Annotated in this window: 12 protein-coding genes; 4 read left to right on the top strand and 8 right to left on the bottom strand. The window is 76.4% G+C overall.

Features of this window, described 5'->3' with window-relative positions:
- Window positions 1-126: 126 nt before the first annotated feature.
- Both EDC03_RS11700 and EDC03_RS11705 read right to left on the bottom strand, forming a co-directional pair.
- Entirely contained in the window at window positions 127-711 is a 585-nt protein-coding gene (locus EDC03_RS11700) for a hypothetical protein (RefSeq protein ID WP_123380442.1), read from the bottom strand.
- Window positions 708-2,501, bottom strand: a complete 1,794-nt coding sequence (locus tag EDC03_RS11705) for a PHP domain-containing protein (protein WP_123380443.1) — start codon at window positions 2,499-2,501, stop codon at window positions 708-710. The genes EDC03_RS11700 and EDC03_RS11705 overlap by 4 nt, the downstream gene beginning before the upstream one ends.
- Window positions 2,502-2,751: 250 nt before the next feature.
- On the opposite strand from EDC03_RS11705, the gene EDC03_RS11710 reads away from it, so the two are divergent.
- From EDC03_RS11710 to EDC03_RS11720, 3 genes are read left to right on the top strand one after another with little or no spacing between them, the layout of a single operon-like run.
- Window positions 2,752-3,777, top strand: coding sequence for an energy-coupling factor ABC transporter permease (locus EDC03_RS11710; protein WP_123380444.1), 1,026 nt, complete (start codon window positions 2,752-2,754; stop codon window positions 3,775-3,777).
- 5 nt (window positions 3,778-3,782) lie between these two features.
- Window positions 3,783-4,679 carry a cobalt ECF transporter T component CbiQ gene (gene cbiQ, locus EDC03_RS11715; protein ID WP_199720197.1) on the top strand — a complete coding sequence of 299 codons (897 nt, stop codon included), beginning with the start codon at window positions 3,783-3,785 and terminating at the stop codon, window positions 4,677-4,679.
- On the top strand, window positions 4,676-5,455 hold the full coding sequence (locus EDC03_RS11720) for an energy-coupling factor ABC transporter ATP-binding protein (protein ID WP_123380445.1): 780 nt from the start codon (window positions 4,676-4,678) through the stop codon (window positions 5,453-5,455). The genes cbiQ and EDC03_RS11720 overlap by 4 nt, the downstream gene beginning before the upstream one ends.
- A gap of 198 nt (window positions 5,456-5,653) precedes the next feature.
- Here the strand turns inward: EDC03_RS11720 and EDC03_RS11725 are convergent, their stop codons facing one another.
- Entirely contained in the window at window positions 5,654-6,430 is a 777-nt protein-coding gene (locus tag EDC03_RS11725; protein WP_123380446.1) for an SDR family NAD(P)-dependent oxidoreductase, read from the bottom strand.
- 179 nt (window positions 6,431-6,609) lie between these two features.
- Here EDC03_RS11725 and EDC03_RS11730 point away from each other — a divergent pair, with 179 nt between their 5' ends.
- Window positions 6,610-7,461, top strand: a complete 852-nt coding sequence (locus tag EDC03_RS11730) for a helix-turn-helix transcriptional regulator (protein ID WP_123380447.1) — start codon at window positions 6,610-6,612, stop codon at window positions 7,459-7,461.
- Between the two features lie 54 nt (window positions 7,462-7,515).
- Here the strand turns inward: EDC03_RS11730 and EDC03_RS11735 are convergent, their stop codons facing one another.
- From EDC03_RS11735 to EDC03_RS11755, 5 genes are read right to left on the bottom strand one after another with little or no spacing between them, the layout of a single operon-like run.
- The gene (locus EDC03_RS11735; RefSeq protein WP_241967160.1) at window positions 7,516-8,607 is read right to left on the bottom strand and encodes a Gfo/Idh/MocA family protein; all 1,092 of its coding nucleotides are present in this window, start codon (window positions 8,605-8,607) and stop codon (window positions 7,516-7,518) included.
- Window positions 8,604-9,371, bottom strand: a complete 768-nt coding sequence (locus EDC03_RS11740; RefSeq protein WP_123380448.1) for a ThuA domain-containing protein — start codon at window positions 9,369-9,371, stop codon at window positions 8,604-8,606. The genes EDC03_RS11735 and EDC03_RS11740 overlap by 4 nt, the downstream gene beginning before the upstream one ends.
- A complete protein-coding gene (locus tag EDC03_RS11745) occupies window positions 9,368-10,255 on the bottom strand; it encodes a carbohydrate ABC transporter permease (RefSeq protein ID WP_123380449.1) in 888 nt (295 codons plus the stop codon). Before EDC03_RS11745 ends, EDC03_RS11740 begins: the two co-directional genes overlap by 4 nt.
- A 7-nt stretch (window positions 10,256-10,262) precedes the next feature.
- A complete protein-coding gene (locus tag EDC03_RS11750; protein WP_422393824.1) occupies window positions 10,263-11,225 on the bottom strand; it encodes a carbohydrate ABC transporter permease in 963 nt (320 codons plus the stop codon).
- A gap of 49 nt (window positions 11,226-11,274) precedes the next feature.
- Entirely contained in the window at window positions 11,275-12,525 is a 1,251-nt protein-coding gene (locus EDC03_RS11755) for a sugar ABC transporter substrate-binding protein (RefSeq protein ID WP_199720198.1), read from the bottom strand.
- Window positions 12,526-12,718: the final 193 nt, after the last annotated feature.

Here is a 12,718-nt window from a genome sequence, read left to right on the forward strand (position 1 = left end):
CCCCGACGTGCGACCTCGCCGGGGGGCGAGGACGCACGCAGGCCCCGATGTGGTCACACATCGGGGCCTGCGGCCGCGCGGGTCCTGAGGAGGAGCGGTCGAGGGGGGGCGGGACGCCCCGTGAGGTCAGTGCGCGCTGCAGCAGGCGCGGTGCACCGGGGACTCGAAGGGCACCCAGCGGCCGTCGCGGGCGGGCTGGACGTCGAGCACCAGCTGCCCGCCGGCGAGGCGGGGACGCACGTGGCCGCGGGTGTCGACGACGGCGTCGTCCGGGACGACGAGGCCGCCGAGACCGACGACCACGTCGAGGGCGCTGCGGCGCAGCAGCTCTCCGACGTCGAGGACGCCGACGAGGTGCTCGGCGCCCGGCAGGACGACGACGCGGTCGGCGTCGCCCCCGGCCGCCCGGGCGGCGACGGCGTCGTCCGGGCCCGTCGCCCCCGCCGCCGCGAGGAGGTCGGCCACGAGCGCGTCCGGCAGCGAGGTGCCGGACGGCGCCAGGACCACCAGCGCCAGGTGCCGCGGCGGCCCGACGACCCAGGTCGTGGCCACGAGCGTGCCGGCGGGGACCCCGGGCACGGCGGCGAGCCGGGCGGCGGTCGCGTCGGCGTCCGCCGTCGTCCGCAGGTGCGGCGTCGAGAGGCCGAGCACGCGGCCCGGGCCCGCCCCCGCGGGGACGGGCCCGGGCCGGGCCGTGAGGTCGGTGCTCACCCGCGGCCGCGGGCCTCGGGCACGACGAACACCGGGTTCGTGTACATCCACAGGTCCTCCCACGGGTCGGCGTCGCCGACGACGTCGAGCGCCGGGCCCTCGGCGTCCACGGCCGCGCCGTAGAGGCCGACCTGCGAGCGCTTGCCGTCGGTGCCGCGCAGCCGCACGTAGAAGGGGCCCTCCACGGCGTCGACCACGTACCGGAACGTCGCCGTCCCGCCGCGCGCCCGGACGCCCGTCGTGTCGAAGGACTCGACGACGCGCGTGCCCGGCGTCGTGAAGGTGTCGCGGTCGGCGACGCCGCCCGTCACCTGTCCCACGATGACGTCGAGCCGCGCGAGCTCCGGGCGGAAGGTCGCGTAGTTCGCCCGCGAGGCGAGCGTCACGGTGACCTCCACCTCGACGTCGTCGCCCTGCCGCACGCGCAGCGAGCCGCCGAGCGTCGACTCCCGCGCCGGCGTCCGGACGGAGCGCACGCGCACGTCGACGGCGTCGACGAGCCCGCCGTGGTCGACCCAGACGCGCCCGGCGCGCAGGGCCGCCATGAGCGGGCGGTACCCGCCCCGCGTGACGCCGACGTGGGTGCGGCTGTAGTAGCCGGGCCAGAAGTCGCCGCGGTCGGTCTGGACGCCGCCGCCGTACACGGGGTCGCTGTAGAGGCCGTCGACGTCGAAGACGCGCCCGTCGGGCCCGACGGCGGAGCGGTCGTTGCCGACCGGGTTGACCGACCAGTCGCCGTAGATGGAGTGGCTGTCGGAGTTCGCGGTGACCCACCAGGGCAGGCCCTCGGCGAGGAGGCTGTCCCAGAGGCCGCCGACCGTCGACGTCATCCAGTCGAAGCCGCCCCAGGTGCGGTAGCTCTCGAGCGGGTAGCCGGGGAAGCTATTCGCCCCCGGGGCGTTGCCGTAGTACCCGCGGGCGTCGCCCGGGCCGAGGGCGTCGGTGCTGATGCCGGCCGCCTGGTGGCCGGGTGCGCCCTCCATGCCGATGGCGATGCGGCCCGGGGCGTCGCGCCAGCCCCGGATCTCGTGCGGGGAGTCGACGCCGTTGCGGGCGGGGTGGTTGGCGAGCATGAGCGCGTCGGGGGTCCGCCCCGACGAGACCTGCTCGGAGAGGAAGGTCAGGCCGGCGACGGCGAGCGCCTCGTTGGCCGGTGAGCTGCTGCTCGCCCCGCGCACGCTGCCGTCGTAGCCCTGCTCGAACTGCTGGAGGACGGCCACCTCGTTCGGCCCCGGCGCGACGAAGACCGTGCCGTGCTCCGCGGCGGGGATGTTCCACTCGAGCCCCTGGAACACGAGCATGTCCGGGTTCTCGCGGCGCGCCTCGCGGACGTCCGGGTTGGTCTTCTCGACGCCGATGCGGGCGTGCGTGGCCCCGCCGTGGTCGGTGATGACCATCCAGTCGAGCCCGTAGCGGCCGGCCGCGTGCACCTGGTCGCTGACGCGGTACATGGCGTCGGGGCTGTACTGCGTGTGGATGTGGTGGTCGCCCGCGAGCCACGAGTACTGCTGGCCGCGGCGGTCGCCGCCGGGCCGCGTCACGGCGGCGGCCGGCGACGCGGCCGCCCCGGCGAGGCCGAGGCCCGCGCCGAGCAGGCCGGCGCCGCGCAGGACGCCGCGCCGGGACAGGGCGGCCGGGCTGAGGCCCTCGTCGGGGACGGAGAGGTCGACGGCCTCGCCGAGGACGCCGTCGGTGCCGACCTCCGTCGCGCCGTGGGTGTGCGGGTGCGCGTGGTCGTGGGGGTGCTCGTGGTCGTGCGGGTGGGGGTGCGCGTGGTGGTGACCGGACACGGGGGTGCTCCCTGCTGCTGCCTGGTGCGCGAGGGCCGGCCCGGCGACGTCGGGCCGGTGGTGCCGCCACCCCGGCCGGCGGCGTCGGGGGCGTCGTGCGCGGGTGGCCCGGCCAGCCTGCTCCGGGCCAGGTGGCCGGAGCGTGCCCTGCGGGCGTCGGGCGCGTGAACATCGGCGCGGGCGGGAACTTCCGCGATGTTCACCTCCCCGTCGCTCTCCCCGACGCCGCCCGCGGGCGCATGATCCGGAGGTGCACGTCCCCGACGGCTTCCTCGACCTCAGCACCTCCGTCGCGACCGCCGGCGTCAGCGCCGCGGCCGTGGCGACGGCGCTCCGCCGCTCCCGCACCGAGCTCGACGTCGTCGGGCCCGCCGTGCCGGGGCTCGTCTCCGCGTTCGTCTTCGCCGTGCAGATGGTCAACTTCCCCGTCGGCGCCGGCACGAGCGGCCACCTCATGGGCGGGGCGCTGGCGGCCGCGCTCGTCGGCCCCGCGACGGCGATGGTGTGCCTCACGGTCGTCCTCGTCGTCCAAGCCCTGCTCTTCGCCGACGGCGGGCTGACGGCGCTGGGCACCAACGTCCTGCTCATCGCGGTCGTCACGGTGCTCGTGGGGCACGTCGTCACCCGTGGCGCCCTGCGGGTGCTGCCCCGGCGGCCGGGCTCCGTGGCCGTCGCCGCCGCGCTCGGCGGGCTCGTGTCCGTGCCCGCCGCGGCGCTCGTCTTCGTCGGCCTCTACGCCGTCGGGGGCGCCGTCCCCGTCGACCTCGGGACGCTCGCCACGGCGATGCTCGGCTGGCACGTGCTGATCGGGGTGGGCGAGGCCCTCATCACCGGCGCCGTCGTGTCCGCCGTCGTCGCGAGCCGGCCGGACCTCGTCCGCTCGCTGCGGGGCACCCGGCGCGACCTGGTCGTCGTGGACGCCGACGGACGCCGGACGACGGTCCCGGCGACCGTCGACGAGCCCGCCGCCCCGGCCCGCGCCGGTATGCGGCGCCCCCTCGCCGTGGCGCTGGCCGCGTGCGCCGTCGTCGCCGGCGGGGTGAGCCTGCTCGCGAGCGGGCACCCGGACGGCCTCGAGCACGTCGCCGGGGTCGTCGGCTTCGGCGACGCCGCCCGCGACTCCGCCGTCGCCGCCTCCCCGCTCGCCGACTACGCCGTCGCCGGCGTCGGCTCCCCCGTCGCGGTGACGGTCGCCGGGCTCGTCGGGGTGGCCGTCACCGCGCTGCTCGCCGCCGGGGCCGTGCGGGCCGTGGGCCGCCGCCGCGTGGGGGCCTGACCGGCGTGCGGGTCACCGGCGCGCCGCGCGCCCCCGGCCGCCCCGCCCGCCGGGCCCGGGTGGCGGGCGCCGCCTCGGCCGGCCGGTCCTCGGGGACGCCGCCGCTCGCGCCGGGCGCTCCCGTGCTCCTGCCCGCGTCCCGCGGTCCCCGCCGCGACGGGCTGCACGTCCTCGTCGCCTCCCCGGTCCACCGGCTCCCGGCGCACACCAAGGTCGTCGCGCTGACGGCGCTCGCGGCCGGGGTCGTCGCGGTCCCGGCCGGCGCCTGGGCCGCGCTCGCCGTCTGCGCGCTGCTCGTCCTCGGCGTCGTCGCGGCGTCCCGGCTGCCGGTGGGGCTCGTCGCGCGCCGGATGGTCGTCGAGATGCCCGTCGTCGTCTTCTGCCTGCTGCTGCCGCTCGTCGCCACGGGTCCCCGCGTCGACGTGCTGGGGCTCGAGCTCGCGCGCGACGGGCTCGTCGGCGGGGCGACGCTCCTCGTCAAGGCGACGCTCGGCGTCCTCGCGGCGGTCGTCCTCGCCGGGACGACGTCGGCGCGCGACCTCCTCGCCGGGCTCGACCGGCTGCGGGTGCCCCGCCCGATGGTCGCGGTGCTGACCTTCGCCGTCCGCTACGCCGCCGTCCTCGCCGAGGAGGTGCGCCGCCTGCAGGTGGCGCGGGCCGTGCGCGGCGGCGAGGACGGGCGCCTGCGGCAGCTCGCCGCCGTCGCCGCCGGGGCCGGCGCCCTCTTCGTCCGCGGCTACGAGCGCGGGGAGCGCGTGCAGCGCTCGATGGTCGTCCGCGGCTGGACGGGCACGACACCGGCACTCGCCTCGGCGCCCGCGACGGCGCGGCAGTGGGCGCTCGCCCTCGTCGTCCCCGCGGCGGCCGTGGCGGTCGCCGTCGTCGCGCGGGCCGCCGCGTGAGCGAGCCGGTCCTGCAGGTCGAGCAGCTCGCCTTCGCCTACCCCGACGGCCGGCAGGCGCTCTTCGGCGTCGACCTCGAGGTCCGGGCGGGCGAGCGCGTGGCGCTGCTCGGCCGCAACGGCGCCGGCAAGACGACGCTGGCGCTGCACCTCGTCGGTGTCGCCGGCGCACCGGCGGGCGGCACCGGGGCCGGTCGGGTCGTCGTCGGCGGCGTGGCGCTGACCCGCGCGACCCTCGCCGAGGTGCGCCGTCGCGTCGGCATCGTCTTCCAGGACACCGACGACCAGCTCTTCATGCCGACCGTCCGCGACGACGTCGCCTTCGGCCCCGCCAACCTCGGCCTCTCGGGCGACGCGCTCCGGGCGCGGGTGGACCGGACGCTCGACGTCGTCGGGCTCCGCGACCTCGCGGACCGTGCGCCGCACCACCTCTCGCTCGGCCAGCGCCGCCGCGCCGCCCTGGCGACGACGCTGGCCATGGAGCCCGACGTGCTGGTGCTCGACGAGCCGACCGGCGACCTCGATCCGGCGGGCCGCCGCGAGCTCGCCGACGTCCTCGCGGCGCTGCCCGTCACGCTGCTCGTCATCACGCACGACCTGCCCTACGCGCTGCAGCTCTGCGAGCGGTCGGTGCTCATGGACGCGGGCCGCGTCGTCGCCGACGGCCCGACCCGCGAGCTCCTCGCCGACGACGCCCTCCTGCGCGCCCACGGCCTCGAGCTGCCCTACGGGTTCGACCCGCTCGCGGTGCCGGGGCCGGAGGCGCCGCGGCGCTGAGCCGCCGGGCGGCAGGAGATGGTCGCCCCCGCCGACGGGCCCGGTCCGCCGACCTGCGATGACGCGGCGTGACGCCGACCAAGTCCTGTCGCCCGGCGCCGACCGACCTGCACAACCAGCGGCCGGCACGAGGCGCAGGCCCCTCACCTGCGGCGACGCCTCGAACCATGACGTTGTGCAGGTCGGCCGGCGGCCGCCTCAGAGCACCTGCCCCCCGCTGAGCTCGATCCGCGTGCCGTTGGCCCAGCCGAAGCCGTCCTCGAGGAGCAGCGCGACGGCCGCGCCGATGTCGTCGGCCACCCCGACCCGCCCGAGCGCGATGGTCTGCGCCACCTGGTCCTGCACGTCGGGGTTGTCGCGCACCATCCCGCCGGAGAAGTCGGTGGCGATGGCGCCCGGCACGACGGTGTTGACGCGGATGCCGCGCCCGCCGAGCTCGACGGCCTGGTAGCGCGAGAGCGCCTCGACGCCCGCCTTCATGATCGCGTAGGCCGACGACCCGGGGAACGTGAAACGCGCCAGCCCGCTGGAGACGTTGAGGACCCGCCCGCCGTCGGCGAGGAGCGGGAGGAAGGCCTGCGTGAGGAAGTACGGCGGCCGCAGGTGGACGGCGACCATGGCGTCGAACTGCTCGACGGTCGTGTCGGCGAAGGCCTCGTGCAGCCCGGTGCCGGCGTTGTTGACGAGGGCGTCGACCCGGTCGCGGCCCCACGCGCCGACGACGCCGCGGACGGCCTCGACGAAGGCGGGGTAGTCCTCGGTGCGCGTGACGTCGAGCGGCAGGACGGCGACCCGGTCCTCGCCGTACGCCTCGACGAGGGAGCGGGCCGAGGCCTCGTCGCTGCGGTAGGTCCCGACGACGCGGGCCCCGCGGCGCAGCAGGTGCTCGGCGGCGCTGCGGCCGAGCCCGCGGCCCGCGCCGGTGATGACGACGACGCGGCCCGCGTCGGTGGTGCTGCCGGTGGTGGCGCTCACGGCGCTCCCCTCTCCTCGGCCCGTCCGGGCCGGCTCGGTGGCCGCCGCGCTGCCGCGGCGGCCGGACGACGTCGAGCCTGCGCGCCCCGCCGCGGCCGCGGAAGGGAGCGCTCGTCCAGGGACCGGCGGTCCCTGGCTGGGCCCTGGCCGCGGGTCGCGGCCCGGGCGATGCTGGCGCCGTGCGTCGTGACGAGATGGCCGACTTCCTCCGCCGCCGCCGGGAGGCGCTGCAGCCGCGCGACGTCGGCCTGTCCGTCCCGGCCCGCCGCCGCGCCCCGGGCCTGCGGCGCGAGGACGTCGCCGGGCTGGCCGGCATCTCCGCCGACTACTGGGCACGGCTCGAGCAGCAGCGCGGCCCGCAGCCGTCGCCGCAGGTGCTCACCGCCGTCGCCCGGGCCCTGCGTCTCACGCTCGACGAGCGCGACCACCTCTTCCGGCTCGCCGGCCACCCGGCGCCGGAGCGCCACACCGGCACCGAGCACGTGCACCCGGCGCTGCTGCGCGTCCTCGACCGGCTCGACGACACCCCCGCCCAGGTCGTCAGCGACCTCAAGGAGACGCTCGTCCAGAACGACGGCGCCCGCGCGCTGCTCGGCGAGCAGACCCGCTTCACCGGGCGGGACCGTTACGGGTTGTGGCGCTGGTTCACCGGCGGGCCGGCCGAGCGGGACCTCTACCCGGAGGACCGGCACGCCGAGATGAGCCGCCTGTGGACGGCCGACCTGCGGGCGGCGATCGGCCGCGACGACGCCCCGCACCGCCGCCGGCTCGTCGAGGACCTGCTCGGCGCGAGCCCGGAGTTCGCGGGGCTGTGGGCGCGGCACGAGGTGGGCGGCGTGCGGGACCAGCGGAAGGTGCTGCGGCACCGCGAGCTCGGCGAGATCGAGGTCGACTGCCAGGTCCTCCACACCGAGGACCTCGGCCAGTCCCTGCTGGTCTTCACGGCCACCCCCGGCACGCCCGACGACGAGAGGCTGCGGCTGCTGTCCGTCGTCGGCACCCAGCTGGCCGAGGACGTCCGCGCGCGCTGAGCGGGAGGTCGGTGCGTCGAGGTGGCGGCGGACCGTCACCTCGACGCCCCCACCTCACCCGGCGAGGGCCGCCCGCACCGACGACCACCCGGCGAGCGCCGCGCGGACGTCGTCGTGCCGCTCGTCCGCGACGGCGGTCGCGTGCGCCCGGGCCAGCAGCTCGTCGACGTCGACCCGCTGCCCCGTCGCGGCCGACGCCACCGCGGCCTCGACCGTCGCGAGGCTGAGGACGTTGGCGTGCACCTCGCCCCACGGGCGGGCGCCCGTCCGCAGGGCGTCGCAGAAGGCGGCGAGCGCGCCCCGCACCTCGCGCGGCCCGTCGACGACGTCGACCACCTCGGGCTCGGCGTCGCCCAGCGCCAGGACCGGTGCGGCGTCGCCGTCCCACAGCGCGGTGCCGTGCTCGCCGCTGACCCGCCAGGCGCCGTTCCAGGACGTCTCGGCGCCGGGCGCGCACCACGAGCCCGTGTAGACGAGCCGTGCGCCGCGGTCCGTCCCGACGACGACGGTCGCCTCGGCGTCGCCGGCGTACCAGCTCCACGGCGGGTTGCCCGACGTGCACCACACCGTCACGGGCTCGGCGTCGAGGACGAAGCGCGCGCAGTCCAGCGCGTGGATGGCCATGTCGACGAGCAGCGGGTGCGCCATCTCCTCGCGGAAGCCGCCGAAGTGCGGCGCCTTGGCGAAGTGGACGGTCGCGGTGCCGAGCGCGCCCAGCCGGCCGACCGCCGCGCGCAGCGCGTCCACCTCGGGCAGCCACCGGCGCGACTGGCTGACCATGAACAGCCGTCCGGTGACGTCGGCGGTCGCCGCGAGCGAGAGCGCCTGCGGCAGCGTGGCCGCCACCGGCTTCTCCCCCAGGACCGGCAGTCCTGCGCGCAGCGCCGTCTGCGTGACGACGTGGTGCGCGGCGGGCACGGTGACGTCGACGACGCCGGCCGCCCCCGTCCGCCCGGCCACCTCGAGGAGGTCGGCCCCGACCGGCAGGTCCGGCCGGCCGAGGTCGGCGGCGGCCCGGCGTGCGGCGTCGACGTCGAGGTCGACGACGCCCACGAGCTCGGCGGCGGCGGACCCCTCGAGCGCGGCGGCCCACGTCCGTCCCATCGCCCCCGCACCGACGAGGAGCAGCGGCAGCCGTCCGCTCACGCGGGCTGCTCGACGGCGTCGGCCGCGTCGTCGACCTGCACGGCCACGAGCCGCGGCACCTCGCGGGCCACCGTCGGCGCGACGTACCCGACGGCGTTCGCGACCACCCGCCGCACGCCGGCGTGGTGGTAGACGGGGAAGTCCTGGTCGCCGGGCGAGAAGAAGAAGATCGTCCCGCGGCCGCGCCGGAAGGTGCAGGCGGAGCGGAAGACCTCTCCGCCGGAGAAGGACGAGATGGCGACCAGCTCGTCCGGCGCCGGGATGTCGAAGGGCTCGCCGTACATCTCCTGCGCGTCGATGACGAGCGGCTGGGGCACCCCCCGCATGACCGGGTGGGTCGGGTCGACGGCCCAGACGAGCTCGCGGTCGGCGCCGCTGCGCCAGCGCAGGGTGCACGTCGTCCCCATGAGCCGCTGGAAGACCTTGGAGAGGTGGCCGGAGTGGAGGACGACGAGGCCCATCCCGGCGAGGACGTGCCGCTGCACCCGGTCGACGACTGCGTCGGCGACCTCCTCGTGCGCGGCGTGCCCCCACCACGTGAGGACGTCGGTGCCGGCGAGCACCTCCTCGGTGAGCCCGTGCTCCGGGTCGTCGAGGGTCGCCGTCCGGACGACGGCCCCCTCGCCGAGGTGCTCGCGGACCGCCGCCGCGACGGCGCCGTGCATGCCCTCGGGGTAGCGCGCGGCCACCTCGGGCTCGCGCTGCTCGTGCCGGTTCTCGCCCCAGACGGTGACGCGCAACGGCTCTCCTGCGGAGGTGCTCACTTGACCGCACCCCCCGTGACGCCGGCCGCGACGTACCGCTGGGCGACCAGCAGCAGGACGACGGCGGGCAGGGAGGCCATGACGGCGGTGGCCATGACGGTGCTCCAATCGCTGACGTAGGTGCCGATGTACTGGTACAGCCCGAGCGTCACCGGCCGCACCTCGGGCGTCGTCGTGAGGGTGAGGGCGAAGAGGAAGTCGCCCCACGCGAAGAGGAAGGTGAAGAGCCCCGCCGTGATCAGGGCGTTGCGGCTCACCGGGAGGACGACGGAGACGAAGGCGCGCACCGGCCCGGCGCCGTCCACCTTGGCCGCCTCGACGAGCGAGGGCTCGAGCCCCTGCATGAACGCCCGCATGACGAGGATGGCGAAGGGGATGCCGGCGCTCGCGTTGGCGACCACGAGGCCCACGACGGAGTTGAGCAGGCCGAGGTCGTTGTAGGCGCTGTAGAGCGCGTTGGCCACGATGATGCCCGGCACCATCTGGCTGATGAGGATGCCGAAGAGCACGACGCCGGCGCCGCGGATCCTGAACTGCGCGAGGGCGTACGCGGCCGGCGCCGCGATGGCCAGGCTGACGACGACGCTGCCGAGCGAGACGACGAGGCTCGTGACGAGGTTGTCCCGCTGCTGCGCGAAGGCCGTGGCGTAGCCCTCCAGGCTCGGCTCCAGCGGGAACCAGGCGGTGCCGACGGCCGAGCCCGCGGACTGCAGCGAGACGTTGACCATCCAGTAGAGCGGGAAGAGCAGGACGCCGAGGACGACGACGCCCGCGACGGTCGAGCCCCAGCCGCGGCGGGGACGGCGGCGGGCCTGCCGGCCTTCCGCGCCGCGCGGGGGCACCGGCGTGGCGTCGGGCACGGGGACGGTGGCGCTGAGGGACATGGCTGCCTCACTCGTCCACGGCGCGGCGGTTGGCGCGCAGGTAGACGACCGCGAAGACCAGCGAGACGACGATGAGGAGGTTGCCGACGGCGGCGCCCTGCCCGAAGTCGAACTGCTGGAAGGACAGGTTGTAGGACTGCGTGGCGAGCGTCTGCGTCGAGTTCGCCGGCCCGCCCTGGGTGAGGCCGAGGATGACGTCGAGCACCTTGAGCGTGTAGACGACGCCGAGCACGAGCACGACCGTCACGACGGGGCGCAGCAGCGGCCAGGTGATGTGCCGGAAGGCCCGCCAGCGGGTAGCGCCGTCGAGAGCGCCTGCCTCGTAGAGCTCCTCGGGGATGCTCTGCAGACCGCCGTAGAGGATCGTCGTGTTGAACGGGATGCCGATCCACACGTTGACGGCGATGACGGCCAGGAGCGCGAGCGACGTGCTCGTCAGCCAGCCCGGGCTGCCCGGCACGCCGAGGGCCCCCAGCACCTGGTTGAGCACGCCGTTGTCCTGGTCGAGGATCCAGCGCCAGACCGCGCTCGCGGCGATGAGCGGGATGAGCCACGGCAGGAGCAGCAGCGAGCGCAGCACCCCGTTGAGGGGGAAGCGACGCCGCAGGAAGACGGCGATGGCGAGCCCGAGGACGAACTGGCCCGCGATCGACCCGACGGTGAACAGGACGGTGTTGAGCACGGCCTGCGGGAAGACCGCGGACGAGACGACCGCGCGGTAGTTGTCGAGCCCCACCCACGGCGCCTCGCCCGTGATGAAGGTGCGGGTCGTGTACTCCTGGAACCCCATGAGCAGGTTCTGCACGACGGGGTAGCCGAAGAACAGCAGCATGTAGACGACGGCCGGCACGAGGAAGCCCAGCTCGACGAGCCGCGCCCGCGCCCGGGGCCCGCGCCACCGGGACCGCCGTGCGGCCGCCGGGGCGGGCGGCGCCGCGTGCGCGCCGCCGCCCTGCCCCGGCCGGGACACGGCGGGCCGGGCGCCGCCCGGCGCCGCCTCGTCCGTCGCCTGCGGCACGTCAGCGCCCCTGGGCCTGCTCGAGCGCCTGCTCGGGCGCCGCGCCGCCGGTCAGCGAGGTCTGCACGGCCGTGTAGATCGCCGTCGCCGCGTCGGTCCAGTCCGCGCCCAGCTCACCGGTGCGCGAGCGGAGCGTCGGGACGGCGTCGACGAAGGCCTGCATGCGCGGGTCCGCCTCGGCGATCTGGTCGCCGAGCGCGGCCTTCGTGGGCACCGTGCTGTTGGTCAGCGCGTCCTCGACGACCCGCTCGTCCTCGTTGAGGCAGGACACGAGGTCGGCGGCCACCTGCTGGCGGGCGGCGTCGCCCGTCTCCGGGACCGTCCACGTGGCGCCGCCGAGCGGGGCGACGACGTCCTCGCCGGCCGCGGGCACGGGCAGCGGCGCCACCTCGTACTCGACGTCGGGGTTCTCGGCGAGGACGGGGAACTGCCACGGCCCGTTGATCATCATCGCCGCGTTGCCGGCGATGAACTGGTCGTTGACGTCCTCCTGCCCCCAGGACACGACGGACGCGGAGGCGGAGCCCTCCTCGACGATGTCGGTCCACAGCTGGAGCGCCTCGGCGACCTCGGGCGTCGCGATGTCCGCCTCGTCGCCGCCGTTGCTCCACATGAAGGGCAGGAACTGCCACGTGCCCTCGTAGCTCGGCGGCGCGGAGAAGGCCAGGCCGTAGCGGCTTCCCTCCGTGAGGGCGGCCGAGGCGGTGCGCAGCTCGTCCCACGTCGTCGGCACCTCGACGCCGGCCGCCTCGAGGGCGGCGGGGTCGTAGAAGAGGGCCAGGGTGTTCGTCGTCGGCTGGAGCCCGTAGAGCGAGCCCTCGTAGCTGTTGGCCGCGACGACGCCCTCGCTGTAGCCCTCGGCCGAGACGCCGAGGTCGTCGAGCGGCGCGAGCGCGCCGGCCGCCGCGAGCTGCTGCACGTCGGGGTTGTCGATGCTCAGCACGTCCGGCAGCGTCTGCGACGACGCCTGCTGCAGGACACGGGAGATGATGCTGTCGCCCGGCACGGACTGCCGGTCGACGGTGATGCCGAGCTCCTCGCCGCACGCGTCGAGCTGCTCGCCGTAGAAGGTCGCCCCCGGGTCGGTCACGAACGTGTCCTGCACGACGAGGCTCGTCACCTCGCCCCCGTCGCCGCCGGCGTCGTCCCCGCCGCCGCAGGCCGCCAGGCCCGTCGTCAGCAGCGCCACCGACGCCACGGCCACCCCGCGTCGACGCGCCCGCGCGCCGTCCGCCACTCGTCCTCGAGCCATTGCGGTTCTCCCGTCCTGTCCACGATCTCCATCGATACGCTTCGACTGGTCGGGACGCTAGCAAGCCCTCGTCGGGGTCGGCAAGGGCCCGGCAAGGTCTGCCGGCCTCCTCGTCGACGCCTTGACGCCGCCCCGTCGGCGTCCTCTACCGTCGCCGCCGCGGGTCGACGTCGATCCGCATCGACGCAAGGAG

Source organism: Pseudokineococcus lusitanus (genome assembly GCF_003751265.1).
Taxonomy (GTDB): domain Bacteria; phylum Actinomycetota; class Actinomycetes; order Actinomycetales; family Quadrisphaeraceae; genus Pseudokineococcus; species Pseudokineococcus lusitanus.